23 protein-coding genes and 1 pseudogene are annotated in these 25,693 nt (G+C 70.9%); 18 read left to right on the plus strand and 6 right to left on the minus strand.

The genetic code is table 11. The features are described from left to right. Window positions 1-2: 2 nt before the first annotated feature. From ACH5AC_RS34080 to ACH5AC_RS34090, 3 genes are all read left to right on the plus strand, one after another. The gene (locus ACH5AC_RS34080) at window positions 3-1,205 is read left to right on the plus strand and encodes a sensor histidine kinase (protein WP_398866167.1); all 1,203 of its coding nucleotides are present in this window, start codon (window positions 3-5) and stop codon (window positions 1,203-1,205) included. 71 nt (window positions 1,206-1,276) lie between these two features. Next, entirely contained in the window at window positions 1,277-1,948 is a 672-nt protein-coding gene (locus ACH5AC_RS34085) for a response regulator (protein ID WP_398866168.1), read from the plus strand. A gap of 31 nt (window positions 1,949-1,979) precedes the next feature. Further along, window positions 1,980-2,612, plus strand: a complete 633-nt coding sequence (locus ACH5AC_RS34090) for an AAA family ATPase (protein ID WP_398866169.1) — start codon at window positions 1,980-1,982, stop codon at window positions 2,610-2,612. Window positions 2,613-2,665: 53 nt separating this feature from the next. Here ACH5AC_RS34090 and ACH5AC_RS34095 read toward each other — a convergent pair whose 3' ends face one another. Then, the gene (locus ACH5AC_RS34095) at window positions 2,666-3,862 is read right to left on the minus strand and encodes a threonine aldolase family protein (RefSeq protein WP_398866170.1); all 1,197 of its coding nucleotides are present in this window, start codon (window positions 3,860-3,862) and stop codon (window positions 2,666-2,668) included. A 149-nt stretch (window positions 3,863-4,011) separates the two neighbouring features. Here ACH5AC_RS34095 and ACH5AC_RS34100 point away from each other — a divergent pair, with 149 nt between their 5' ends. From ACH5AC_RS34100 to ACH5AC_RS34145, 10 genes and pseudogenes are all read left to right on the plus strand, one after another. Further along, window positions 4,012-4,944 (plus strand): Rossmann-like and DUF2520 domain-containing protein, encoded by a 933-nt coding sequence (locus ACH5AC_RS34100; protein ID WP_398866171.1) that lies wholly within the window; start codon window positions 4,012-4,014, stop codon window positions 4,942-4,944. Beyond that, a complete protein-coding gene (gene panC, locus ACH5AC_RS34105) occupies window positions 4,941-5,954 on the plus strand; it encodes a pantoate--beta-alanine ligase (RefSeq protein WP_398866172.1) in 1,014 nt (337 codons plus the stop codon). The genes ACH5AC_RS34100 and panC overlap by 4 nt, the downstream gene beginning before the upstream one ends. Beyond that, window positions 5,951-7,663: an L-aspartate oxidase gene (locus ACH5AC_RS34110; RefSeq protein WP_398866173.1), complete on the plus strand. Its 1,713-nt coding sequence runs from the start codon at window positions 5,951-5,953 to the stop codon at window positions 7,661-7,663. The genes panC and ACH5AC_RS34110 overlap by 4 nt, the downstream gene beginning before the upstream one ends. Further along, complete coding sequence (gene nadC / locus ACH5AC_RS34115) at window positions 7,660-8,652, plus strand: carboxylating nicotinate-nucleotide diphosphorylase (RefSeq protein ID WP_398866174.1); 993 nt, start codon at window positions 7,660-7,662, stop codon at window positions 8,650-8,652. The genes ACH5AC_RS34110 and nadC overlap by 4 nt, the downstream gene beginning before the upstream one ends. 16 nt (window positions 8,653-8,668) lie before the next feature. Continuing rightward, on the plus strand, window positions 8,669-9,466 hold the full coding sequence (locus ACH5AC_RS34120; RefSeq protein ID WP_398866175.1) for a type III pantothenate kinase: 798 nt from the start codon (window positions 8,669-8,671) through the stop codon (window positions 9,464-9,466). Window positions 9,467-9,627: 161 nt separating this feature from the next. Beyond that, window positions 9,628-10,155 (plus strand): annotated as a pseudogene (locus ACH5AC_RS34125) (hypothetical protein); the annotation flags it as partial. 593 nt (window positions 10,156-10,748) lie between these two features. Further along, window positions 10,749-10,928, plus strand: coding sequence for a hypothetical protein (locus ACH5AC_RS34130; RefSeq protein WP_398866176.1), 180 nt, complete (start codon window positions 10,749-10,751; stop codon window positions 10,926-10,928). 184 nt (window positions 10,929-11,112) lie between these two features. Beyond that, window positions 11,113-11,520 carry a BlaI/MecI/CopY family transcriptional regulator gene (locus ACH5AC_RS34135; RefSeq protein ID WP_398866177.1) on the plus strand — a complete coding sequence of 136 codons (408 nt, stop codon included), beginning with the start codon at window positions 11,113-11,115 and terminating at the stop codon, window positions 11,518-11,520. A 9-nt stretch (window positions 11,521-11,529) separates the two neighbouring features. Then, window positions 11,530-12,063, plus strand: coding sequence for an amino-acid N-acetyltransferase (locus ACH5AC_RS34140; protein ID WP_398866178.1), 534 nt, complete (start codon window positions 11,530-11,532; stop codon window positions 12,061-12,063). 215 nt (window positions 12,064-12,278) lie between these two features. Further along, window positions 12,279-12,614: an Lsr2 family protein gene (locus ACH5AC_RS34145; RefSeq protein WP_398866179.1), complete on the plus strand. Its 336-nt coding sequence runs from the start codon at window positions 12,279-12,281 to the stop codon at window positions 12,612-12,614. On the opposite strand, the gene ACH5AC_RS34150 is transcribed toward ACH5AC_RS34145, so the two are convergent. After that, the gene (locus tag ACH5AC_RS34150) at window positions 12,593-13,213 is read right to left on the minus strand and encodes an SCO3374 family protein (protein WP_398866180.1); all 621 of its coding nucleotides are present in this window, start codon (window positions 13,211-13,213) and stop codon (window positions 12,593-12,595) included. The genes ACH5AC_RS34145 and ACH5AC_RS34150 overlap by 22 nt on opposite strands. 432 nt (window positions 13,214-13,645) lie before the next feature. On the opposite strand from ACH5AC_RS34150, the gene ACH5AC_RS34155 reads away from it, so the two are divergent. Continuing rightward, window positions 13,646-16,171 carry an ATP-dependent Clp protease ATP-binding subunit gene (locus tag ACH5AC_RS34155; protein WP_398866181.1) on the plus strand — a complete coding sequence of 842 codons (2,526 nt, stop codon included), beginning with the start codon at window positions 13,646-13,648 and terminating at the stop codon, window positions 16,169-16,171. Window positions 16,172-16,237: 66 nt separating this feature from the next. On the opposite strand, the gene ACH5AC_RS34160 is transcribed toward ACH5AC_RS34155, so the two are convergent. Both ACH5AC_RS34160 and ACH5AC_RS34165 read right to left on the minus strand, forming a co-directional pair. Then, window positions 16,238-19,306 carry an NACHT domain-containing protein gene (locus ACH5AC_RS34160; protein WP_398866182.1) on the minus strand — a complete coding sequence of 1,023 codons (3,069 nt, stop codon included), beginning with the start codon at window positions 19,304-19,306 and terminating at the stop codon, window positions 16,238-16,240. Window positions 19,307-19,363: 57 nt separating this feature from the next. Next, window positions 19,364-19,993: an HAD family acid phosphatase gene (locus tag ACH5AC_RS34165; protein ID WP_398866183.1), complete on the minus strand. Its 630-nt coding sequence runs from the start codon at window positions 19,991-19,993 to the stop codon at window positions 19,364-19,366. 367 nt (window positions 19,994-20,360) lie between these two features. Here ACH5AC_RS34165 and ACH5AC_RS34170 point away from each other — a divergent pair, with 367 nt between their 5' ends. Then, the gene (locus tag ACH5AC_RS34170) at window positions 20,361-20,924 is read left to right on the plus strand and encodes a M23 family metallopeptidase (protein ID WP_398866184.1); all 564 of its coding nucleotides are present in this window, start codon (window positions 20,361-20,363) and stop codon (window positions 20,922-20,924) included. Window positions 20,925-20,940: 16 nt separating this feature from the next. Here ACH5AC_RS34170 and ACH5AC_RS34175 read toward each other — a convergent pair whose 3' ends face one another. Then, window positions 20,941-21,534 carry a TetR/AcrR family transcriptional regulator gene (locus tag ACH5AC_RS34175; RefSeq protein ID WP_398866185.1) on the minus strand — a complete coding sequence of 198 codons (594 nt, stop codon included), beginning with the start codon at window positions 21,532-21,534 and terminating at the stop codon, window positions 20,941-20,943. A 113-nt stretch (window positions 21,535-21,647) separates the two neighbouring features. Here ACH5AC_RS34175 and ACH5AC_RS34180 point away from each other — a divergent pair, with 113 nt between their 5' ends. From ACH5AC_RS34180 to ACH5AC_RS34190, 3 genes are all read left to right on the plus strand, one after another. Further along, window positions 21,648-23,216 carry an MDR family MFS transporter gene (locus ACH5AC_RS34180; RefSeq protein WP_398866186.1) on the plus strand — a complete coding sequence of 523 codons (1,569 nt, stop codon included), beginning with the start codon at window positions 21,648-21,650 and terminating at the stop codon, window positions 23,214-23,216. Between the two features lie 163 nt (window positions 23,217-23,379). Beyond that, window positions 23,380-23,817, plus strand: coding sequence for a helix-turn-helix transcriptional regulator (locus ACH5AC_RS34185; RefSeq protein ID WP_398866187.1), 438 nt, complete (start codon window positions 23,380-23,382; stop codon window positions 23,815-23,817). 62 nt (window positions 23,818-23,879) lie between these two features. Further along, window positions 23,880-24,314, plus strand: coding sequence for a VOC family protein (locus ACH5AC_RS34190; protein WP_398866188.1), 435 nt, complete (start codon window positions 23,880-23,882; stop codon window positions 24,312-24,314). A gap of 25 nt (window positions 24,315-24,339) precedes the next feature. On the opposite strand, the gene cseC is transcribed toward ACH5AC_RS34190, so the two are convergent. Then, on the minus strand, window positions 24,340-25,674 hold the full coding sequence (gene cseC / locus ACH5AC_RS34195) for a two-component system sensor histidine kinase CseC (RefSeq protein WP_398866189.1): 1,335 nt from the start codon (window positions 25,672-25,674) through the stop codon (window positions 24,340-24,342). Between the last annotated feature and the right edge of the window lie 19 nt (window positions 25,675-25,693).

The raw sequence follows: 25,693 nt of genomic DNA on the forward strand, positions 1-25,693 counted from the left end.
ACGTGCAGCGCCTCTACGACTTCCTCCGCCGGCACCCGACCGGGGTCGACGCCTTCTGGGCGCTCGTCCTGCTCGGGATCTCGACCATGGCGGTAGTGGCCGGCAGGGAGGCGCGGGGCACCGACTCGTTGGCGTTGATCCTGCCGGTCACCCTGCTGCTCTGCCTGGTGATCGCGCTGCGCCGGCGCATGCCGGAGAAGATGCTGCTGCTGGCCATCGCGCTCGGGCTGGCACAGCTGGTGCTGGATGTCGAGACCAACCCCGCCGACTTCGCGCTGCTGGTGATCGTGTACACGGTTGCCGTGTCCGGCGCGCGCTGGGCCTCCCGGCTCGCCCTGGGGATGGGCCTCGCCGCGGCGCCCCTGGCGCAGCTGCGCTGGCCGGAGCAGGAGGCGGGCGTCTTCAGCATCGTCGCGATCATGGTCTTCACGTCGGTGCCGTTCGCCCTCGCCTGGGTGCTCGGCGACTCCATGCGCACCCGCCGCGCCTACTTCGCCCAGCTGGAGGAGCGCGCGGAGCGCCTGGAGAAGGAGCGGGAAGCGCAGGCGAAGGTGGCGGTCGCCGCCGAACGCGCCCGCATCGCGCGTGAGCTGCACGACGTCGTCGCGCACAACGTGTCGGTGATGGTGGTGCAGGCCGACGGCGCCGCCTACGTCCTCGACGCCGCGCCCGACCAGGCCAGGAAGGCCCTGGAGACGATCTCCTCCACCGGCCGCCAGGCCCTCGCCGAGATGCGCCGCCTGCTGGGCGTTCTGCGCACCGGCGAGCACCAGGAGGTCGGGGAGTACGTGCCGCAGCCCGACGTCGGGCAGATCGAGGACCTGGTCCAGCAGTGCCGCGGCTCGGGCCTGCCGGTGGACTTCAAGATCGAAGGCACCCCGCGGCCGCTGCCCAGCGGCGTGGAGCTGACGGCGTACCGCATCGTGCAGGAGGCGCTGACCAACACGCGCAAGCACGGCGGGCCGAACGCGGGCGCCAGCGTGCGGCTGGTCTACTTCGACGACGGCCTCGGCCTGCTCGTCGAGGACGACGGCAAGGGCGCCCCGCACGAGCTGTACGAGGAGGGCGGCGCCGACGGTCAGGGCCACGGCCTGATCGGCATGCGCGAGCGCGTCGGCATGGTCGGCGGCACCCTGGACGCGGGGCCGCGTCCCGGCGGAGGATTCCGCATCAGCGCGCTGCTCCCGCTCAAACCGGCGCATTGACGTCGACGCACGCCCCCTGTTGACACCTGTCACAACCCAGTAGTCGCACAACGGACACGGAAGAGGCCCCGATGACGATCCGCGTGATGCTCGTCGACGACCAGGTGCTGCTGCGCACCGGGTTCCGGATGGTGCTCGCCGCCCAGCCGGACATGGAGGTCGTCGCGGAGGCGGGCGACGGTGTCGAGGCCCTCCAGGTACTGGGCGCGACAGCGGTCGACGTGGTGCTGATGGACGTCCGCATGCCCAAGCTCGACGGCGTGGAGACCACCCGCCGCATCTGCCAGGAGCCCAACCCGCCCAAGGTGCTGATCCTCACCACCTTCGACCTCGACGAGTACGCGTTCTCCGGGCTGAAGGCGGGCGCCTCCGGCTTCATGCTCAAGGACGTGCCGCCCGGCGAACTCCTGAGCGCCATCCGCGCGGTGCACAGCGGCGACGCGGTCGTCGCCCCCTCGACGACCCGGCGGCTCCTGGACCGGTTCGCGCCCATGCTGCCGTCCGCCGGCCGGGAACCCCAGCACAAGGAGCTGGAGCGGCTCACCGAACGCGAGCGAGAGGTCATGGTGCTGGTCGCCCAGGGCCTGTCCAACGGGGAGATCGCGGCCCGGCTGGTGCTGTCCGAGGCGACGGTGAAGACCCACGTCGGCCGCATTCTCACCAAGCTGGGTCTCAGGGACCGGGTGCAGGTGGTCGTACTGGCGTACGAGACCGGGCTGGTCCGGGCCGGCGGACACGGCTGACCGGGCCCGCCGCCGTCGGTAGGGTCGGCGCATGCTCCTGTGGATCAACGGCCCCTTCGGGGGAGGCAAGACACAGACCGCACACGAGATACGGCGCCGGCTGCCCGGCAGCGTGATCTGCGACCCGGAGCACCCCGGCTTCGGTCTGCGCCGCATGCTCCCGCCCGGGCTGCGCGGGAACTTCCAGGACCTGGTGTCCTGGCGTCAGGGCGTCGTCGAGGTCCTCGATCTGGCGCTCACCAAGCACGACGGGGTGGTGATCGCCCCGATGACGGTCACCGACGCCGGACACTTCGACGAGACCGTCGGCCGGCTGCGCGAACTGGGCCACGACGTGCGCCACTTCACGCTCCTCGCCGAGCGCGAGACGGTGCTGCGCCGGTTGCGTGAGCGCGGCTTCGGACACCTCCTCGGGTTCGCCGCCGGGAAGAACGCCGGGCTGCGGCGGGAGAGCTGGGCGGTGGAGCAGCTCGACCACTGCCTGGAGCGGCTGCGCGAACCGGAGTTCGCGGAGCACCTGTGGACCGACCACTCGACCGTGCCGAAGACGGCGGACCGCATCGCCGTGCTCGCCGGACTGACGCTCCGGCCCAACACCGAGGGTGCCCTGCGCACCCGGCTGCGGCAGGCGGCCGTGGGGATCCGGCACATCCGTTTCGACTGACAGCGCGGTACACCCTCGGCGAGGCGGTACGCCCTCGATGACGCGGTCCTCGACTACCTGCCGGCCTCCTCGTTCAGCCGCGTCACGAAGTCCGCGACCGCCGTCCGCACGTCCTGCTCGGTCCACTCCAGGCCGGGCGCGCGGACGCTGACCTCCGTGCCGGCGAGCCCCGGTGCGGGCGTGTCCCAGCCCTGGGCGAAGAGCATGGTCCTCGTCTCCTCGGCGGTGCGCAGGGCCGCCTCGGCGACCACGTCGGCGTCGTACGGCAGCCACACCTGGAACTCGTGGGTGTGCGGGACCTCCGGAAACACCCGCCACCAGGGCAGCCCGGACGCGGCGAGACCCTCCCGCAGGGCGGCGGCCACCACGCGCGCGTGGCGCACGTACTCGGGCAGGCGCGGCAGCTCCCGCTCCAGGCCCACCAGGGCCGACAGCACCGTCGGGAACTGTTGGAAGACCATGCCGCCGTACCGGTGGCGCCAGGTCCTCGCCTCGTCCACCAGGGTCCTCGGGCCGGCGAGTGCCGCGCCGCCGAAGCCGTCGAGGGACTTGTAGAACGACACGTAGACGCTGTCGGCCAGGCCCGCGATCTCGTCCAGGGGGCGGCCGAGATGGACGGTGGACTCCCACAGGCGCGCGCCGTCGAAGTGCACCACCGCGTCTCGCTCCCGCGCCGCCTCCACGACAGCGGTGAGCTCCTCCCAGGACGGCAGGAGGAAACCGGCGTCCCTGAGGGGCAGTTCGAGCATCAGCGTGCCGAAGGGCTCCTCGGCGTCGCGGACCTCGTCGGCCGTCGGCTGCCGGCGCTCCCCGGTCAGCCGGACCGGGCGCAACCCGCTGACCTGACTGAAGGCGTCGCGCTCGTGCACCACGGGGTGGGCCATCGCGTGCAGGGCGACAGCCGGGTTGCCGGTGCGTGCGGCCCAGCAGCGCAGGGCGACCTGCTGCGCCATGGTGCCGGTCGGGAAGAAGACCGCGGCCTCCTTGCCGAGCAGCCCGGCGACCTTCTCCTCCAGCGCCGCGACGACGCCGTCGCCGTACAGGTCCGACGGCGTGTCCAGGTCGTACACCTCGCCGGCCGCGTCGAGGAGCGTGAGACGGTCCCGGAGCGTTTTTGTGAAGCCGGGGCGTGTGAGTATGCGCTGCGCGCTGTCGAGCGCGCTCAGGCGCCGTGCTCTGCGCCGTTCGCGCTGCTCCTCGTCGGTCGGTTGTCCGGTCGTTCGCGTGGTCTGTTCCGCCGCATCGCTCATGACCGGGATCATGACGCGCGCGTGGCCGTACGGGCACCCGAAATACCCACAGCCTGTGGACAACCGAACGCCTGTCGAACCGATCGCGTTAACATGACGAGAAATCGTCCGGTACCCGGAGCGGACTGGAACGGGAAGGCCACCCCCGCGTGAGTACAAGCCAACAGCCAGATCCCAGGGACCGTCCCGCGCGGCTCACCGTCGGCGTCGTCGGCGCCGGCCGCGTGGGCCCCGCGCTCGCCGCGTCCCTCCAGCTCGCCGGGCACCGCCCGGTGGCGGTCTCCGGGGTCTCCGACGCCTCCCGGCGGCGCGCGGCGCTGATGCTGCCCGACGTGCCGCTCGTACCGCCCGCCGAGGTCCTCCAGCGCGCCGACCTGGTGCTGCTGACCGTCCCCGACGACGCCCTGCCCGGCCTGGTGCAGGGCCTCGCCGAGACCGGCGCGGTACGCCCCGGCCAGCTGCTCGTGCACACCTCCGGACGGTACGGCGCGAAGGTGCTCGACCCCGCCCTGCGCGCGGGCGCGCTGCCGCTCGCGCTGCACCCGGCGATGACGTTCACCGGCACGCCCGTGGACGTCCAGCGCCTGGCGGGCTGCTCCTTCGGCGTCACCGCGCCCGACGAGCTGCGGCTGGCCGCCGAGGCCCTCGTCATCGAGATGGGCGGCGAGCCGGAGTGGATCGCCGAGGAGAACCGCCCGCTCTACCACGCGGCCCTCGCCCTCGGCGCCAACCACCTGGTGACCCTGGTCGCCCAGTCCCTGGAACTGCTGCGCGCGGCCGGCGTCGCGGCCCCCGACCGGATGCTCGGCCCGCTGCTCGGCGCAGCCCTGGACAACGCGCTGCGCTCCGGCGACGCCGCGCTCACCGGCCCCGTCGCGCGCGGGGACGCGGGCACGGTCGCCGCGCACGTCGCCGAGCTGCGCCGGCACGCCCCGGGGACCGTCGCCGGCTACCTGGCGATGGCCCGCGCCACCGCCGACCGCGCCCTCGCCCACGGCCTGCTCAAGCCGGAACTCGCCGAGGACCTCCTCGGGGTGCTCGCCGACGGCACGATCACGTCAGAGAACGGGGAAGACCGATGAGCCGCCGCCCCTTCGAACTCGCCCCCACGGTCGACGACCTCCAGTACGTGCGCGACCACTTCGCGGTGCCGGGACGCACCGCCGTCGTGATGACCATGGGCGCTCTGCACGAGGGGCACGCGGCGCTCATCCGGGCGGCCCGCGAGCACGTCGGCCGCAACGGCTTCGTGATCGTGACCGTCTTCGTCAACCCGCTGCAGTTCGGCCAGGGCGAGGACCTCGACCGCTATCCGCGCACCCTCGACGCCGACCTCAAGATCGCCGAGCAGGCGGGCGCGGACGCCGTGTTCGCGCCCTCCGTGGACGAGGTCTACCCGGGCGGCGAACCCCAGGTGCGCATCAGCGCGGGGCCCATGGGGGAGCGCCTGGAGGGCAGCTCGCGGCCCGGGCACTTCGACGGCATGCTCACCGTCGTCGCCAAGCTGCTCCACCTCACGCGGCCGGACGTTGCCCTGTACGGGCAGAAGGACGCCCAGCAGCTCGCCCTGATCCGCCGCATGGTGCGTGACCTGAACTTCGGCGTCGAGATCGTCGCCGTACCCACCGTGCGCGAGGACGACGGGCTCGCCCTGTCCAGCCGAAACCGCTACCTCTCGGCCGAGGAGCGGCGTACGGCGCTCGCCCTGTCGCGCGCGCTGTTCGCCGGCCGCGACCGGCACGCCGCGCAGGAGGCGCTGCGGGCACGCGCGCGTGAGGTGCCGGCCACGCACGCGCGTGCGGAGGCGCTCAGCGCCATAGGGGAGTCCCGGGCCGCCGCCGACGCGCACGCCGTCGCCAAGGCCGCCCCGGGCGCCGCGGCCGCCGTCCGCGCCGCCGCCCGCCTCGTCCTCGACGAGGCCGCCCGCCTGGACCCGCCGCTCAAGCTGGACTACCTCGCGCTCGTCGACCCGTCCGACTTCACCGAGATCGGCGACGACTTCACCGGCGAGGCCGTCCTCGCCGTCGCCGCCCGGGTCGGGACGACCCGGCTGATCGACAATCTGCCCCTCACCTTCGGAGCCGCCTCGTGACCAGCACAGGCATACGACTGCACGCGCCCGCGCCCGGGTGGTCCATCGACGCGGACGTCGTGGTCGTCGGCTCCGGCGTGGCCGGGCTGACCGCGGCCCTGCGCTGCGAGGCCGAAGGGCTGCGCACGGTCGTCGTCACCAAGGCCCGCCTCGACGACGGCTCCACCCGCTGGGCCCAGGGCGGCATCGCCGCGGCCCTCGGCGAGGGCGACACCCCCGAGCAGCACCTGGACGACACCCTGGTCGCCGGCGCGGGCCTGTGCGACGAGGAGGCCGTACGGATCCTCGTGACCGAGGGCCCCGACGCGGTACGGCGGCTGATCTCCACCGGCGCCCGGTTCGACACCGACGACGAGGGCGACATAGAGCTCACCCGTGAGGGCGGCCACCACCGCCGGCGGATCGCGCACGCGGGCGGCGACGCGACCGGCGCGGAGATCTCCCGGGCGCTCGTCGACGCCGTACGCGCGCGTGGGCTGCGCACCATCGAGAACGCGCTCGTGCTGGACCTGCTCACGGACGCCGACGGCCGCACGGCCGGCGTGACCCTGCACGTGATGGGCGAGGGCCAGCACGACGGCGTGGGCGCCGTGCACGCCCCCGCGGTCGTCCTCGCGACCGGCGGCATGGGGCAGGTGTTCTCCGCTACGACCAACCCCTCCGTGTCGACCGGTGACGGCGTCGCGCTCGCCCTGCGCGCGGGCGCGGAGGTCAGCGACCTCGAATTCGTCCAGTTCCACCCGACCGTGCTGTTCCTTGGCCCGGACGCGGAGGGCCAGCAGCCGCTCGTCTCGGAGGCGGTGCGCGGGGAGGGCGCCCACCTGGTCGACGCCGACGGCGTGCGCTTCATGGCCGGGCAGCACGAGCTGGCCGAGCTGGCGCCCCGGGACATCGTCGCCAAGGGCATCATGCGCCGCATACAGGAGCAGGACGCCGAGCACATGTACCTCGACGCCCGGCACTTCGGCGCCGACATGTGGGAGCACCGCTTCCCGACGATCCTCGCCGCCTGCCGCGCCCACGGCATCGACCCGGTCCACGAGCCCATCCCGGTCGCCCCGGCCGCCCACTACGCCTCCGGGGGCGTGCGCACCGACTCCCGGGGCCGCACGACCGTGCCCGGCCTGTACGCGTGCGGCGAGGTCGCCTGCACCGGCGTGCACGGCGCGAACCGGCTCGCCTCCAACTCCCTCCTGGAGGGCCTCGTCTACGCCGAGCGCATCGCCGCCGACATCACGGCCGGCCGGGCCGGAGACGGCCTCCACGCGCGTGTGCCGGTGCCGGTGCCGGACCCGGAGAGGGCCGAGCACCCGCTGCAGGCCCCGGAGGCACGCTTCGCCATCCAGCGGATCATGACCGACGGCGCGGGCGTGCTCCGCTCCGCCGAGTCCCTGGAGAAGGCCGCCGACCAGCTCCAGCGGCTGCACGCCGAGGCCCGCGACGCGCTGGACTTCAACGGCAAGACCGCCGAGCCCGGCGTCGACACCTGGGAGGCCACCAACCTGCTGTGCGTGGCCCGCGTCCTGGTCGCCGCCGCCCGGCTCCGTGAGGAGACCCGGGGCTGCCACTGGCGGGAGGACCACGCCGGGCGCGACGACGAGCGCTGGCGCCGCCACATCGTCGTACAGCTGAACCCGGACCGCACCCTGGCCGTGCACACCACGGACACCGCAGACTTCCCCCCTACCCAGCGTCCCCAGGAGCAGTGACAGAAGTGAGCAACGACCTTCCCCTCGCCCAGAGCGGCGGCTGCGGCGGCGGCTGCGGCTGCGGAGCCGGGGCCGACGAGGAGCACGAGGAGTACCTGGAGTGCGGGCTCGACCCCGCGCTCGCCCAGCTCCTGACCGAGGCCGGACTCGACCCCGTCGAGGTCGAGGACATCGCCAATGTCGCCATCCAGGAGGACCTCGACCACGGCGTGGACGTGACGACCGTCGCGACCATCCCCGAGGACGCCGTCGCCACCGCCGACTTCGTCGCGCGTGAGGCGGGCGTCGTGGCCGGGCTCCGGGTCGCCGAGGCGGTCGTCTCGGTGGTCTGCTCGGACGAGTTCGAGGTCGAACGGCACGTCGAGGACGGCGAGCTGGTCGAGGCGGGGCAGAAGCTCCTGTCGGTCACCAGCCGCACCCGCGACCTGCTGACCGCCGAGCGCAGCGCGCTGAACATCCTGTGCCGCCTGTCGGGCATCGCGACCGCCACGCGCGCGTGGGCGGACGTCCTGGCAGGCACCAAGGCACGCGTGCGGGACACCCGCAAGACGACGCCGGGGCTGCGCTCCCTGGAGAAGTTCGCGGTGCGCTGCGGCGGCGGCGTCAACCACCGTATGTCGCTGTCCGACGCGGCCTTGGTCAAGGACAACCACGTGGTCGCCGCGGGCGGCGTCGCGCAGGCGTTCAAGGCGGTACGGGAGGCGTTCCCGGACGTGCCGATCGAGGTCGAGGTCGACACCCTGCACCAGCTGCGGGAGGTCGTCGACGCGGGCGCGGACCTGATCCTGCTGGACAACTTCACGCCCGGCGAGTGCGCGGAGGCCGTCGGTATCGTCGGCGGGCGCGCCCTGCTGGAGGCGTCGGGGCGGCTGACGCTCGACAACGCGCGCGCGTACGCCGACACCGGCGTCGACTTCCTCGCCGTAGGGGCCCTGACGCACTCCTCGCCGATCCTCGACATCGGCCTGGACCTGCGAGCGGCGGAGTAGGGAGCGGGATCCGGTCATGCTGCTGACGATCGACGTGGGGAACACGCACACCGTGCTCGGCCTGTTCGACGGCGAGGAGATCGTCGAGCACTGGCGGATCTCGACCGACGCGCGCCGTACGGCCGACGAGCTGGCCGTGCTCCTTCAGGGCCTCATGGGCACGCACCCGCTCCTCGGGGAGGAGCTCGGCGACGGCATCGACGGCATCGCGATCTGCGCGACCGTCCCGTCGGTGCTGCACGAGCTGCGGGAGGTGACGCGGCGGTACTACGGCGACGTGCCGGCCGTCCTCGTGGAGCCCGGCGTGAAGACCGGGGTGCCGATCCTCACCGACAACCCCAAGGAGGTCGGCGCCGACCGCATCATCAACGCGGTCGCGGCGGTCGAGCTGTACGGCGGCCCGGCGATCGTCGTCGACTTCGGTACGGCGACGACGTTCGACGCGGTCAGCGCGCGGGGGGAGTACATCGGCGGGGTCATCGCGCCCGGCATCGAGATCTCGGTGGAGGCGCTCGGCGTCAAGGGCGCCCAGCTGCGGAAGATCGAGGTGGCGCGGCCGAGGCATGTGATCGGCAAGAACACCGTCGAGGCGATGCAGTCGGGGATCGTGTACGGGTTCGCCGGGCAGGTCGACGGGGTCGTGCGGCGGATGGCGCGGGAGCTGGCGGACGATCCGGACGATGTGACGGTGATCGCGACCGGTGGGCTGGCGCCGATGGTGCTGGGGGAGTCGTCGGTGATCGACGAGCACGAGCCGTGGCTGACGTTGATCGGGCTGCGGTTGGTGTACGAGCGGAACGTCTCGCGGATGTGACGGGGTGGGGGCGGGCGTCCGGCTTCTCTCGCCCCGGCTTCTTGATCACATGAGCGGCCAGGTGGGTGGCACGGTCGCGCCACGCCCGGGCCTTCTGTCGAATTTGTCTGATTAGCGCGTATCGTCGCCGCATGCCCACGCCATACGGATCCCGCGGCGGCATGGTGTTCGGTGCGGAGGAGCTGCGTGTGCTCCGCCGCGCCCTCGCCCTCGCCCCCCACTCCGGCCCCGCCTCGACCGAGGACGCCCAGGACTGTCTGCGCCTAGCCGAGTCCCTCGACGAGGCGATGCGCGAGGGTGCCCGGCTGCGGGCCTTCCTCGTGGCCGACCTCGCCCGGTACCGCGCCGCCCTCCCCGGGACCGCAGCCGGCTACCTGACGCTCCTGGAGGAGGTCCTGGGCACGGGCTACCGCCCCGCCCCCGACGACCTCGCCGCCCTGCGCGCTCTGCGCGGCAACCCCGTGGCGGCCACCCTCCTGTCCCGCTGCCGCCTCCTCACCGACCAGCACCCACGCACCCACCGCGCCACACCCCGCCGAGCCACGCCCGTCCCCGCCCCCTCGGCCCCGACCCCCGCAGTACCGGCCCCCGCCCCCTCGGTCCCGGCTCCCGCGACCCCCGTCACCGCGGCAACGGCGCCGGTCCCTGCCCCTGCAGCGCCCGCTGCCTCGGTTGTCCCTGTGGCGCCGGCTTCGACCCTTGGCGCGATGTCTGTCTCGGCTGCGGCGGGGACGTCCGCCCGTGCCGGGGTCGCTGGGGCGGCCTCGGCTGTCGTCGCGGCGGCTGCTCCGGTTGCGGCGGCGATCCCCGCATCGGCTGTGGTCGCTGGTGCGGCCTCGGTTGTCCCTGCGGTGTCCGCTTCGGCGCTTGCCGCCACGCCCGCTCCTGCTCTTGCCGTGACGTCCGTTCCGGCTGCCGCGGCTGGTCGTGGGCTGAGCGCGGTGCTTGCCGTGCCGCGCTCGCGAGTTCGGCTGTCGGCTCTTCCCGGAGTCCCGCGCGGTGAGGATGGGGCGGGGTCGGAGGGGGGTGGGGAGAAGAAGCCTGGTGAGAAGCCGGCTCCCCGGCCCGCGCCGGGGCCCGCGCCAGCGCCCGGGCGGGGGCCCCGGGAGCCGGCCGCGCCGCAGCCTGCGCGGCGGCCCATTCCCACGCCGGGTGAGGTGTTCCCGCGGCGCAAGCCCGCGCAGCCGCCGACGGGGGAGCCGGAGCAACGGCTCGCCGTCTGCTGAGGCGTGCTTTTCGACCCCGCCCGGATGTCCGTTTTCTCCGTGGCTACCCTGGGTCCATGGACTACGTCTCCGCGCTCCTGCCCCCGGTCGTCATGGCCGTGTTCTTCATCGGCGTGATCAGGGTGATCGTGAAGACCCAGGGCGGCGCCAACAAGGCCAAGGAGGACGCCGTGGTCGACGCGGCGCTCGCGCGCGCGGAGGGCGCTCGCCAGGCCACCGCCGACCGCGACACCTGAGGGAGACCCAGGGCCGCACATCGCGTACGGCTCCACGCGCGTGCACTGCGCCGCGCCGTCGGAGTCGTACGCCCTTTTGTTCTCGTTCGTCGCGATAAGTGCACGTTCGTCACGCCAATGGTGAGATCTCCCACTACTGTGGTGAGCTGTGCCTCGGCCATTGGGAGAACTCGAAGACGCGGTCATGACGCGGGTGTGGAAGTGGAACCGCCCGGTGACCGTTCGGGAAGTCCTGGAAGATCTCCAGCGGGAACGGTCCATCGCGTACACGACGGTGATGACCGTTTTGGACAATCTCCATCAGAAGGGCTGGGTACGCCGCGAGGCGGAAGGCCGGGCCTATCGATATGAGGCGGTCTCCACCCGGGCCGCCTACGCCGCCGCCCTGATGAACGACGCCTGGGCGCAGAGCGACAACCCCGCCGCCGCTCTCGTCGCCTTCTTCGGCATGATGAGCGACGAACAGCGACTGGCCCTGCGGGACGCCGTGCGCATCGCGCAAGGGCCGGAATCCGTCGACTCCCGTGAGGGGACCTCGGATGAGAGCCCCGGGGAGAACCCCGGCTCGGCATCCGGGGACGGCGGGCGATAGCGTCCGCTCATGTCAGCAGAGAGTCCCGAAGTCACCGCTAAAGCCATCACCGTCCGGCGGGCTCGGACGAGCGATGTACCGGCCGTGCGCCGTCTCCTTGACGCCTACGTCCGTGACGGCATCCTGCTCGACAAAGCGACGGTGACGCTTTACGAGGACATCCAGGAGTTCTGGGTCGCGGAACGTGACGACAACGCCGAGGTGGTCGGCTGCGGCGCACTGCACGTGATGTGGGAAGACCTGGCGGAAGTGCGCACTCTCGCCGTGAAGCCGGGCCTGAAGGGCGCCGGTGTCGGGCACCAGTTGTTGCAGAAGTTGCTGCACACCGCGCGCTGGCTCGGTGTTCGACGGGTTTTCTGCCTGACCTTCGAAGTGGACTTCTTCGGCAAGCACGGCTTCGTCGAGATCGGCGAGACGCCGGTCGACACCGATGTCTACGCGGAGCTGCTGCGTTCCTATGACGAGGGCGTCGCGGAGTTCCTCGGACTCGAACGAGTGAAACCGAACACCTTGGGCAACAGCCGGATGCTTCTGCACCTGTGATCGTCGCCTGATCGTCACCGCCGTCCACCCCTATGTCCGAAACGCGTACGTTTCCGGACGGTGCCGGGACGGTCGGTCTCTCCCAGGGGTTTGTGTTTTTCACGCAAAAGCGGTTTGCTTTCCGACGTACTGCAGTACTGCATATAACAGGGGGTCGGCGAAACGGCGGACGCCGCACACCCTCGGTCCTCACGTTATCGATGAAAGGAAATCCGGTGGCACAGAAGGTTCAGGTCCTTCTTGTCGACGACCTCGACGGCGGCGAGGCGGACGAGACCGTGACGTTCGCGCTGGACGGCAAGACGTACGAGATCGATCTCACGACTGCCAATGCGGACAAGCTGCGCGGTCTTCTCGAGCCCTATCTGAAGGGCGGTCGTCGTACCGGGGGCCGTGCTTCGGGCGGGCGTGGAAAGGCTCGGGCCGCTTCCGGCGGCAGCCAGGACACCGCACAGATCCGCGCGTGGGCGAAGGAGAACGGTTACGAGGTCAATGACCGTGGCCGTGTTCCGGCGACCATTCGCGAGGCTTACGAGAAGGCGATGGGCTGAGCGCACCCGCGCCACAGCCGGACACGGTGACATTGCGTTGCCACCGTGTCCACCAGCCGTACGAGATCGGGGGCGCCCTTACGGCCCCCCAGAGCCGACATCGTCGGCAGCGAGGACTCCACCTCGCATCCGGTCACGGGGGGCCGCAGCCACACGGCGGCCCCCTGCGCAGCCCCTGAGCCCGCGCGGCCGGGGAGCAGCGGGGCCTCGATCACCCCGCCCGCGCCGATCGCCGCGAGGTCCAGCGGCAGCGCGCCCCACTCCAGCCAGTCCAGGATGCCCCGCAGCTCCTCCGCGCTGCCCGCGGCCACCAGCAGCAGCATTCTGTCGCCCCGCAGGGCCACCGGTGAGGTGAGGGACAGGCGCCCGAGCGCCGCGTGGCCCGCCTCTGCGGGCACGTCCAGGACGTCGAAGCGCCGGCCCGTGAAAAGTCGTACCGGCTCCCCGGGCACCGTGGCCCACCCCAGTTCGTTCTCGTACCAGCCGCGCATCCGGTCGTCCGGGTTCGCCTGGCCGAGCGGGCTGCGGGGAAGAGGGACGAGGGGGTTCGCGATGAGCGGTGGGACCGAGTCGCTGACCGAGGTGACTGAGCCAACCATGCCAAGTGCAACAGTCCGAGAGGGCGGCGGGTTACGCTGGGTGCCCCTGTGGATGCGAAGAGTGCCGGAGAAGGGCGCGCGTGGGGGTGCGGGGAGGCGCAAGGTTGTTCGCCCGTAGCGGAGGGAACCGGTGCGCACGGCATGGAGTGTCAGTCCCGGAGGGTAAGACATCCCTAGTGGGAGGGGGCGACGCGCGGGAAAGGCCGTCTCACGTTCGCCATCGGCGTAGTGGCGACTGGGGTAACTGCCTGGCCTGCGGGAACATCGTCTCGCACCATCGGGTTGGAGCAGATGTCGGCGTTAGCGGGGTCAGGAGGCCATCGACGGTGTCGGCAGTTGGAATGAGCGGTCCCCGCTTGCGGGACTAAGCTGCGGAAGGACAGGGAGGGGAAGTTCCCCCCACTGCCTGACCGCTCTGAGGAGCGATTAACGATGTTCGAGAGGTTCACCGACCGCGCGCGGCGGGTTGTCGTCCTGGCTCAGGAAGAAGCCCGGATGCTCAACCACAACTACATCGGCACCGAGCACATCCTCCTGGGCCTGATCCACGAGGGTGAGGGTGTCGCCGCCAAGGCCCTTGAGAGCCTCGGGATTTCGCTCGAGGCGGTCCGCCAGCAGGTGGAGGAGATCATCGGCCAGGGCCAGCAGGCCCCGTCCGGGCACATCCCCTTCACCCCCCGTGCCAAGAAGGTCCTGGAGCTGTCGCTCCGCGAGGCCCTTCAGCTGGGCCACAACTACATCGGCACGGAGCACATCCTGCTCGGCCTGATCCGCGAGGGCGAGGGCGTCGCCGCCCAGGTCCTGGTCAAGCTGGGCGCAGATCTCAACCGGGTGCGGCAGCAGGTCATCCAGCTGCTCTCCGGCTACCAGGGCAAGGAGACCGCCACCGCCGGCGGGCCTGCCGAGGGCACGCCCTCGACGTCCCTGGTCCTCGACCAGTTCGGCCGGAACCTCACCCAGGCCGCTCGTGAGTCCAAGCTCGACCCGGTCATCGGGCGCGAGAAGGAGATCGAGCGGGTCATGCAGGTGCTGTCCCGCCGCACCAAGAACAACCCGGTGCTGATCGGTGAGCCCGGCGTCGGCAAGACCGCCGTCGTCGAGGGCCTCGCCCAGGCCATCGTCAAGGGCGAGGTGCCCGAGACCCTCAAGGACAAGCACCTCTACACGCTGGACCTCGGCGCCCTGGTCGCCGGCTCCCGCTACCGCGGTGACTTCGAGGAGCGCCTGAAGAAGGTGCTCAAGGAGATCCGCACCCGCGGCGACATCATCCTGTTCATCGACGAGCTGCACACGCTGGTCGGTGCGGGTGCCGCCGAGGGCGCCATCGACGCGGCCTCCATCCTGAAGCCGATGCTGGCCCGCGGTGAGCTGCAGACCATCGGTGCCACCACGCTGGACGAGTACCGCAAGCACCTGGAGAAGGACGCGGCCCTGGAGCGCCGCTTCCAGCCCATCCAGGTCGCCGAGCCGTCCCTGCCGCACACCATCGAGATCCTCAAGGGCCTGCGCGACCGGTACGAGGCGCACCACCGCGTCTCCATCACCGACGAGGCCCTCGTCCAGGCCGCCACCCTGGCCGACCGGTACATCTCGGACCGCTTCCTGCCGGACAAGGCGATCGACCTGATCGACGAGGCCGGTTCCCGGATGCGTATCCGCCGGATGACCGCGCCGCCGGACCTGCGTGAGTTCGACGAGAAGATCGCCGGCGTCCGCCGCGACAAGGAGTCCGCGATCGACTCGCAGGACTTCGAGAAGGCCGCCTCCCTGCGCGACAAGGAGAAGCAGCTCCTGGCCGCCAAGGCCAAGCGGGAGAAGGAGTGGAAGGCCGGCGACATGGACGTCGTCGCCGAGGTCGACGGCGAGCTGATCGCCGAGGTCCTCGCCACGGCCACCGGCATCCCGGTCTTCAAGCTGACCGAGGAGGAGTCCAGCCGCCTGCTCCGCATGGAGGAGGAGCTGCACAAGCGGGTCATCGGTCAGAACGACGCCGTCAAGGCGCTGTCCAAGGCGATCCGCCGTACCCGTGCCGGTCTGAAGGACCCGAAGCGTCCGGGTGGCTCGTTCATCTTCGCCGGTCCGTCCGGTGTCGGTAAGACCGAGCTGTCCAAGGCGCTCGCCGAGTTCCTCTTCGGCGACGAGGACGCGCTGATCTCCCTCGACATGTCGGAGTTCAGCGAGAAGCACACGGTCTCGCGTCTCTTCGGTTCGCCCCCCGGCTACGTGGGCTACGAGGAGGGCGGCCAGCTGACCGAGAAGGTGCGCCGCAAGCCGTTCTCCGTCGTCCTCTTCGACGAGGTCGAGAAGGCCCACCCGGACATCTTCAACTCGCTGCTGCAGATCCTGGAGGACGGTCGCCTGACCGACTCCCAGGGCCGGGTCGTGGACTTCAAGAACACGGTCATCATCATGACGACCAACCTCGGCACCCGGGACATCTCCAAGGGCTTCAACCTGGGCTTCGCCGCCGCGGGCGACACGAAGACCAACTACGAGCGCATGAAGAACAAGGTGTCGGACGAGCTCAAGCAGCACTTCCGCCCCGAGTTCCTCAACCGCGTCGACGACGTGGTGGTCTTCCCGCAGCTGACCCAGGCCGACATCCTGCGGATCGTCGACCTGATGATCAGCAAGGTCGACGAGCGCCTGAAGGACCGGGACATGGGCATCGAGCTCTCCCAGTCCGCCAAGGAGCTGCTGTCCAAGAAGGGTTACGACCCGGTGCTGGGCGCGCGTCCGCTGCGCCGCACGATCCAGCGCGAGGTCGAGGACACGCTGTCGGAGAAGATCCTCTTCGGCGAGCTGCGCCCCGGTCACATCGTGGTCGTGGACACGGAGGGCGAGGGCGAGTCCCAGACCTTCACCTTCCGGGGCGAGGAGAAGTCCGCGCTGCCGGACGTCCCGCCGATCGAGCAGGCGGCCGGCGGTGCGGGGCCGAACCTGAGCAAGGAGGCGTGAGCCTCCGGCGGTGAGCCGAGTGTGAAGGGGCCGGTGCTTTGGGGCACCGGCCCCTTTGGCGTGCGCTCAGCGCTGTTCCAGGGTGATGTCGATGCCGGGGAAGAGGCCCGCGAAGTGGGAGACCGGGAAGGTGTGGCCGGGCTGGGCCTCCAGGATCACCGAGCGCAGGCCCGGTAGCCGGGGCACCAGGGGGGTGAGGTCTTCGTCGCCGTACATCGACGGGACCCACAGCACCTCGACGCCCGGCAGCTCGGGCATCAGCTCGACGGAGTGCGGAAAGTCCCGGATGATTTTCGCGTTCAGATACAGGTCGGTCAGCTCGGCGAGTTCGCTGACCGCCTGCCAGTCGGCGACCGTCAGCTCCGTGGTCAGCGGTCCAAGGCTGAGCGTCTTCAGACAGGCCCAGTGCTCCAGGCCGCGCAGACCTGTGGTGTTCGTGCTTTCCGCGCCGAGGAACAGGAAATTCAGCGATGCGTCGACCGGTAGGACTTCGGTGAGGTCGATGCCCGGCAACTCCTGACTCACGGAGATCGTGGTGAGCGACCGCAGAAGGCGCATCCCCGTCAGGTCCACGCCGCCGGAGCAGCCGAGCAGCATGAGCCGTAGCTCTGAGAGGTGCTCCAGACCGGTTGCCGCCGGGCAGTCGTACACCCACAGCTTGTTCAGCGAAGTGAACGGCAGGAGGGTGCTCACATCGGTGAGATGAGGGTTGTCATGCAGGACCAGCGACGTCACCGCCCCATGTGCCGGCACAGCGGCAAGGATGTCCTCGATCCGGTGCGCCCCGTGGAAGGCGAGCGAGTTCCACGGCCGCATCCCGGCCAGCGCCGCGCGCTGCTCCGTTGTCTCACAGACCATCCGCAGCTCGGCCCGGTCCAGATGATCCAGCACCTCCGCCGCGTACTCCTCCGCGTCGAACCGCCCCCACGTCCCCACGAGCTGCCGCCGCACATCCAGATCCGGGTGGTTCCGGAACCGTCGCAGCACTGCCAGTGCCCCATCCGGCTCCTCCGTCCCGAGCAGGGACGCGGCGACCACGACCCCCCGAGCCTCCTCATCCGACAGCCCCTCCGGCCCCGGCAGCAGCTCCAGCACCAGCGGTCCCGCCTCGGCCAGTTCCCGTGCCTCCTCCTTCGTACGCGGCGGAATCAGCTGAGCCGCCCGCTGCTCCACCTCTGCCCGCACCCCCGGCTCCAGAGCCGCCGCATGCTCCAGGCACGCCAGCGCCAGCAGGGTGAGCCGGGGCTTCTCACGGGCGAGCAACTGGCGTAGGACCGAGGCGCGTTCCCGGGGTCGTGCATGGGCCACCGCCATGCGGATGACGTCCTCCCACTGGGCGTCGTCGGCGTGGCTGGTGAGGACGTCGAGGTGGCCCTCCTCGACGGCGTAGCGGGCGCCCAGGTAGTCCTGGAAGGTGCGGTGGACGAAGTCGACGACGCCTTCGGCGGGTTGGCGCAGCAGCCCGCTCCTCAGCAGCAACGCCCGCAACACCGTCCCGGCGTCGCCCTGTCCGGCCGCGGAGGCCACCGCCGGCAGGCAGCGCTCCACGATCCCCTCCGCCGCGCCGAGCTCCATCTCCGTGCGGCCGCTCAGCACCAGCGCGTAGGCCAGGCGTTGCAGGAGCTCCAGCTGGGCCTCCTCGCCCAGTTCCACGCCGTCGACCGCGCCCATGCCCCGCTCCCGGTCGCGGCGGGCGAGCAGCATCGTGAGGGCGGCGTCGTACAACTCCTTGCGGCCGGTGGGGAGATAGCCGCGCCGTTCGCGGTGGAGGGCGCAGATCAGGCCGCACATCAGGGGGTTGGTGGCCAGTCGGGCCAGGTCGCGCTTGGTGCGCAGGGCGTCCAGGAGGGGGCCCTCGTACTCGGGTGCCCGTGCCGCCTGGTGCCAGCGGCCGACGAAGGTGGTGACCTCGGAGCGGCGCATCGGGGCCAGGGACAGTTCCCGGAAGCCCTCCTGGGCCAGCCAGTCGGGGCGTACGGCGGTGGGGCGGGAGGTCAGCAGCCAGCGGTTGCCGGGGTAGGCGGCCAGCAGGGCGCGCAGCCAGTCGCGGGTGCGGTGGCGGTCGGCGGCGGGGATCTCGTCCAGGCCGTCGACCAGGATCAGGCCGCGGCCGGCCGTGAGGACGCGTTCGGCCCAGCCCTCCGGTGGGGTCAGCGGGCAGCCCAGGCCGGTGAGGAAGTCGGCGGGCGCCGGAAGCGGACCGGTGCGGACGAGGGTGCGCAGGGGGAGGACGTACGGGATGCGGTCGCCGTCGCGGGCGGCGGTCACCGCCAGCCACTGGACCAGGGTGGTCTTGCCGGAGCCGGCGTCGCCGCGCAGCAGGACGCGGGAGTCGGTGAGCAGCGCCTGCTCGGCCGGGAGCCGGGCCGCCGTCGTGGGCGGTCGCTCGCCGGGCGCCGTGCCGGTCTCGGTGTCCTCGGCGGCGGCGTCGGTCGTCGCCTCCAGGCTCAGGTACGCCACTTCCAGGGGCCAGCGGTCGGGGGAGTCGCGCAGGTCGATGCCGTAGATGGTGATGTGGTCGTGCCGCTGGGCGACGTACGGCAGATAGCGGCGTTCGAAGGCGGTGTCGCGGGCGTCGGGCCGTGGCAGGCGGGTGATCAACGCGTCGACGCGGGCGATCAGTTCGGCCTGGGTGCGGGTCTGTTCGACGAGGGTGCGGGGGACGAAGGTGGACCGGCGGGTGAAGAACTCCAGGATGTGCAGGCAGGCCCACTCCGTCGCGGAGTCGAGGAAGTAGCAGGTGTCCGGGGAGAGGCCATGGGTGGTGGAGGCGCCGTGGATCAGTCTCTTGGCGAGTTCGCGGTGGCCGAGGCGGACGGCCTGGACGTCGTCCATGTCGAGGTCGCCGAGGACGAGCAGCCTGCCGGCCAGGGCGTCGACGACGGCCGGCTGCTCGTCGGGCGGGAACGGGGCTTCGCCGGGGGAGTCCACGGCCCGTGCCACGAGCCGTTCGGCGAGCCGGTGGACATCCTTGTCGCTCAGGGTGCGCTTCTCGCCGCGGAAGGATACCAGGCCGCTCAGCCGCACCGGTCTGTCGACCAGTCCGGCGCCGGGTCCGTCGGTGACGAACAGCTTGCGCACCAGCGGTGCCATCGCGCTGGACGCCAGTCTTCCGCCGAGTACGGCCGGCTCCATGCCTCACCCCCGTGATCGAGCCAACAGGGGTGAGGTTACTGGGAGTCGGCCGGTCGGTCAGGACAACTGCCCGTCGTAGTCCGGCAGCTTGAACGTCTTCTCGGCGTGGCCGCCCGAGAGGTCGGTGGCGCTGTTGCCGATGTTCGCGATGATCGTGTAGCCCTTGTTCTCTATGTCGACGCGCTGGGCGGTCTTGTAGTCGGCGACGTTCTTGAAGAGGTCGATCAGGCCGCGGACGTAGAGGCCGGAGACCTGGTAGCCGCGGTACTTGAGGTTGTAGTCGGTGAAGCCGGCGATGATGCCCGGACGGGCCGTGACGAAGAACAGGGCGACGCCGTGCTCCTGGGCGTACTTCGCGACCTCCAGGACCGGCTTGTTGGCCGGCTGCGGGTAGCTGAAGCCGAAGTCGGTCTCCAGGGTCGTGTTGTCGATGTCGAGGACGATCGCCTGCTTCTCGCCGGGCTTGACGGCGGCTATGCGCTCCTTGAGGTACGGCAGTGCCTGGTCCATGACCGCCTGGCAGTCCCGCTGCCAGGTGGCGTAGTCGACAGCCTGCGCAGCGGTGACCGTGGTGGTACCGATGGCCGTGGCCGGTGCCGCGTCGGCCGGGGCGGCCAGGGCCAGCAGGGCGGCCGCGGAGACGGCGGTCACCGAGGCTCGGCGCAGCCAGGCACGTCTGATCGTCATGTGGGGGTCCTCTCACGTCCGTGAACGCTGCAGTGTCGTGTGCATGCTCGTTGGTGAGGGTGGCGCGGGAGGAACCGTAGGGTTACTGGACGGTAAGTGGCTAGAGGTCTGCATCACATTGAGGGCCGCGCGCTCACGCCGCTCGGTGACATGCCGCACGAGAGCTACGTCACGTACTACGAGGGATAGTGGGCCAGCCAGGTGCGGCAAAAGGGACGTACAGCTATTAGTCCGATGAAGTCCTACTTAGGGTCGTACGTCACTCATTTGGGCGTCTGTGGTCGGCGCGGGTACCAAGGACGAGCCCATTCGGCGGCGGTCCGTACGCCGGGTGGTTCTCTCTGTCCCCGAACCCCTGAGGTCATCCATGTTCCGCGCCATGAACCGCTCTTCCCGTACGTCCGCGCTCCGCACCCGCGTGGCCGTCGGCGCCGCCACACTGGGTGTCGCCGCGGTCGTGCTGGGCGGCGGCGCGGCGTCCGCCGCCGAGGCCACCGCCGCCAAGTCCGCGGCGACCTGGGTCGACCCGGTGAAGAAGTACAAGCTGTCCGCGAGCTACGCCCAGTCCGGCAGCATGTGGGCGTCCAAGCACAGCGGCCAGGACTTCGCCGTGCCGACCGGCACCAAGGTCTACGCCACGTCCGGCGGCACCGTCGTCAAGGCCGGCGGCAACGGCGCCGGTGACGGCCCGGCCTACGGCAACGCCGTCGTGATCAAGCACTCCAACGGCGTCTACTCCCAGTACGCCCACCTGTCCCGCATCCATGTGAAGGCCGGCCAGGTCGTCAAGGCCGGGCAGCTCATCGCCCTGTCCGGCAACACCGGCAACTCCAGCGGCCCGCACCTGCACTTCGAGATCCGAACGAGCGCCAACTACGGCACCGCGATCGACCCCGTCGCCTTCCTGCGCTCGAAGGGCGTGACGGTCTGACGCGCTGATGCGCCGCTCAGGCGCCGTGGTGCGCCTGGGTGACCAGATCGGTGGCGACCTCGAGGACGGCCTTGCGCTTGTCCTCGGGGTCGCCCTTCAGTTCGCTCTGGACCATGGATGTGCCGACGTGCAGGGTGAACAGCGCGCTGACGCAGCGGACCTGGTCGATCATGTCCGCGTCCGGGTCGACCAGGATGTCCTTCATGCCGATCATCCGCTCCTTGAACATCTCGCCGATGCGCAACTCCCGCACGGCGGCCTGGTTCTCGTGCATGAAGCGGAAGAACGGCGCCGCGGCGGCCAGGACCTGGCTGTAGCGCCGCAGGATCTCCTGTTTCGTCTCCAGGGTGCGCGGCTGCTGCCCGCCCCACTCGACGAGGTCCTCGATCGGCCTCGTCAGATCCTCGAAGAGGCTGACGATGATCTCTTCCTTGGTCTTGAAGTGGTAGTAGAGCGCCGCCTTGGTGACCTCCAGGCGCTCGGCGATCTCACGCAGTGAGGTCTTCTCGTAGCCCTGCTCGGCGAAGAGTTCGAGCGCCACGTCCTGGATGCGCTGGCGGGTGTTCCCGCGCCGTCGCTGCTTGGTGCCGTCGTCCATGGTGCCGCCCATTCTCATAGGTGCTCTTACCGGTTACTTACTTGACGCCCGGCTAGCTGCAGGTCTACTTTCCCCAGTGTAGTCAACTAGCCGGGCGTCAAGTAAGTCCTGGGGGAGTGGGAGTCGTGGCGGACATACAGACCGCGGACGCGGTGCCGGAGAAACAGCCCAGAAGCGTACGGGTCGTGCTGCTCGCACTGATGATCACGATGATGCTCGCGATGCTCGACAACATGATCGTGGGCACGGCGATGCCGACGATCGTGGGCGAGCTCGGCGGCCTCGAACACCTCTCCTGGGTGGTGACCTCCTACACCCTCGCCACCGCCGCGGCCACCCCCATCTGGGGCAAGATCGGCGACATGTACGGGCGCAAGGGCTCGTTCATGGTCTCGATCGTGATCTTCCTGATCGGCTCCGTGCTCAGCGGCATGGCCCAGGACATGGGGCAGCTGATCGCCTTCCGGGCCGTGCAGGGTCTGGGCGCCGGCGGTCTGATGGTCGGTGTCATGGCGATCATCGGCGACCTGATCCCGCCCCGCGAGCGCGGCAGGTACCAGGGCATGATGGCCGCCGTCATGGCGCTCGCGATGATCGGCGGCCCGCTCGTCGGCGGCACCATCACCGACCACTGGGGCTGGCGCTGGGCCTTCTACATCAACCTGCCGCTCGGCGTGTTCGCCCTCGGCCTGATCAGCGCCGTCCTCCATCTGCCGAAGAAGCGGGCCGAGGCGCGCATCGACTACCTGGGCGCCGTGCTGCTGACCGTCGGCATCACCGCCATCGTGCTGGTCACCACCTGGGGCGGCACGGAGTACGCCTGGACCTCCGCGCGGATCATGGAGCTGAGCTTCCTGGGCGTCGCCGCGCTCGTCGGGTTCGTGTTCCGGCAGACCAGGGCCGCCGAGCCGATCGTCCCGCTGCACATCTTCCGCAGCGGCAACTTCACCCTCATGTCGGTCATCGGCTTCATCGCCGGCTTCGTGATGTTCGGCGCGACCCTCTTCCTGCCCCTGTACCAGCAGTCCGTGCAGGGCGCCTCCGCGACCAACTCCGGGCTGCTGCTCCTGCCGATGCTCGGCGCGATGCTGGTGACCTCGATGGTCGCCGGACGGATCACCACCAGCAGCGGCCGCTACAAGGTGTTCCCGATCGTCGGCAGCGCGCTGATGATCATCGGGCTCTACCTGCTGTCGACCATGGACACCGGCACCTCACGCCTGACCTCAGGTGTGTTCATGGCCGTCCTCGGCCTCGGCATGGGCTGTCTGATGCAGATCACCATGCTCGTCGCGCAGAACAGCGTGGAGATGAAGGACATGGGTGTCGCCTCCTCGTCGACCACCCTCTTCCGCACCCTCGGCTCCTCCTTCGGCGTCGCGATCATGGGCGCGCTGTTCAACAGCCGCGTCCAGGACGCCATGGCGGAACGGGCCGGCGCGCTGGGCGCGCAGATCACCGAGCAGTCCGCGCAGCTGGACGCCGCGAGCCTGGCGAAGATGCCGGCCGAGGTGCGTGAGGCGTACCAGTTCGCCGTGTCCGACGGCTCACACGCGGCGTTCGTGCTCGGCGCGGTCGTCGCCGTCATCGCGCTGGTGTCGGCGGTGTTCGTCAAGGAGGTGCCGCTCAAGGGGGCGGGCCCGGAGGCGGAGGGGGCCGAGGCGGCGAAGGCGGCGGTTGTGGAAGCGGTTTGAGTCGCCTGAAGGGGGGTGCGGAGGCTGTTTGTGCGACTGCGGGTCGTGGGGGGCTCGTCGCGCCCACGGCGGAGGCGCATCAGCACAGCCCCGCGCCCCTGAGGTCGTACCCGTGAACGTCGGCCGTCAGGAGGCTGTCGGTGGGGCGTGTCACCATCGGCGGATGGACAAGTTGCGGCAGCTGCGGCTGGCGAAGGACGCCATGGACCGTGACTGGTCGGATCCCGAGCTGGACCTGGACGCGGTGGCAGCCCACGCCGGCTACTCGCGTTACCACTTGGTGCGCGCCTTCAAAGCCGCGTACGGCGAGACGCCCGGCCAGTACCTGACCCACCGCCGCATCGAACGCGCCGAGGAGATGCTGCGCAGCGCCGACCTCACCGTGACCGAGATCTGTCACCTGGTCGGCTTCAGCAGCCTCGGCACCTTCTCCGCCCGCTTCAAGACCCGGACCGGCCTGACCCCGAGCGAGTACCGGGCCAAGCACGTCGGCCGGGGCGCCGCCCTCATCCCCGGGTGCTACGCGATGCTGTGGACCGGCGGGTTCCCGCGCCGGCCGGACAGCCCCCCACGGCAGAGCAATTCTGAGGAAGCGCCCTGACCGCCCCGCTGCCTACGGTGACGAACAGGAACGGAAACCGACCGCACCGGGAGGACAGAGCCATGATCAAGGGCCTGGGCATCGCCACCGTATGGACCTTCGACCAGCAGCGCACGAAGGCGTTCTTCACCGAGAAGCTCGACTTCGAGGTCCGCACCGAGCTGGCCATGGGCGACATGAAGTGGATCACCGTCGGCGCCAAGGACCAGCCCGATGTGGAGCTCGCCCTGATGAGCCTGGACGGGCCGGGACTGGACGCCGAGTCCTCCGAGGCGCTGAAGAAGCTCGTCAGCAAGGGCGTCATCGGAGCGGGAGCCTTCCGCACGGACGACTGCCGCGGTGACTACGAGACCTTCAGGTCGCGCGGTGTCGAGTTCCTCCAGGAGCCGCAGGAGCGTCCCTACGGCGTCGAGGCGATCTTCCGCGACGACAACGGCAACTGGTACTCGCTCACCGAACGCAGCGAGGCGCTGGACTTCTCGAAGGACTTCGGCTGACGTCCCACCCGGCCCCTCCGGCGCGCTACGGCAGCATCGCGTAGCTGCCCGTGTTCGTCGGCGCGTGCTCCGGTAGCCACAGCACGGCGACCGCCCCCTCGGCGGGTATGTGCTCCGGCGCACCCACCGGCCGTACGTTGCGGAAGGTCAGCCGGGCGCCCAGCACCCGGGCCTGGCCGGCCGCGATCGTCAGGCCCAGCCCGTGGCCGCGCCCGGCGCGGTCGGTGCTGCCGGTGCGGAAGCGGCTCGGGCCCTCCGCGAGGAGGTTCTCCGGGAAGCCGGGGCCATGGTCGCGGACCCGGATGACCCGGCCCTCGACGGTGACCTGGATCGGCGCCCTGCCGTGCCGGGCGGCGTTGGTGAGCAGGTTGAACAGGACCCGCTCCAGGCGGCGCGGGTCGGTGGTGACCTCCGACTCGTGCACCACCCGCACCTCGACGTCCGGGTCCTTCGCCGCCACCCGCCGAGTGACGAACTCACCGAGCATGATGTCCTGCAGCTCGGCCCGCTCCGAGGCGCCGTCCAGCCGGGCCACCTCCAGGACGTCCTCGACGAGGGTGCGCATCGCCTTGGCGCGGTCCAGCACCAGCTCGGTGGGCCGGCCCGGAGGCAGCAGCTCGGCCGCGGTCAGCAGACCCGTCACCGGGGTGCGCAGCTCGTGCGCGATGTCCGCGGTGACCCGGCGCTCGGCCTCCAGGCGCTGGCGCAGCGCGTCCGCCATCGCGTCCACCGCGCTCGCCAGGTCGTCGGTCTCGTCCCGGACGACCCCGCCGATCGCGTCCCGCACCCGCACATCCGTCTCGCCCTTGGCGACCTGGTGCGCGGCGGTGGCCGCCTTGCGCAGCCGGCGCGACAGATGTCCGCCGATGAGCACGCCGAGCGCGCTGCCGCCGAGAACGACCGCGATGGAGCCGATCAGCAGGGCCCGGTCGAGGTCGTTGAGGATGTCCGTGCTGCGGTCGGTGAAGCCGGTGTGCAGGGACAGCACATGTCCGTCCTTGACGGGCACGGCTGCCCAGATGTCCGGTGCCGCGCCCCCGCGGTCCGAGACGTACGTCGCCCGGCGGCCCTCCCGCACCTTGCTCCGCAGCTCCGCCGGCAGTCCCGGATCGTCGATCTTGATGCTGGGGAAGTTCGGCCGACCCGACAACTCGTAGTTGCGCTGGGCGATCTGGACGCGCTCGTCCGCGAGGTCGCGCGCGTTGTCCAGCATGGACACCCGGGCGGCGTTGTGCACGACCAGGCTGAGCACGATCGCCACCAGCGCGCCGACCAGCGCGATCGCCGCGCTCAGCTTCCACCGCAGACCGGTGCGAATGCCCGCGCGCTCCACGCGGGCCGGAACGAGATGCCGGATCATCCCCGATACCCCGTCCCGC

The organism is Streptomyces sp. NPDC018693, from assembly GCF_044391385.1.
In the GTDB taxonomy this organism is placed as follows: Bacteria; Actinomycetota; Actinomycetes; order Streptomycetales; family Streptomycetaceae; genus Streptomyces.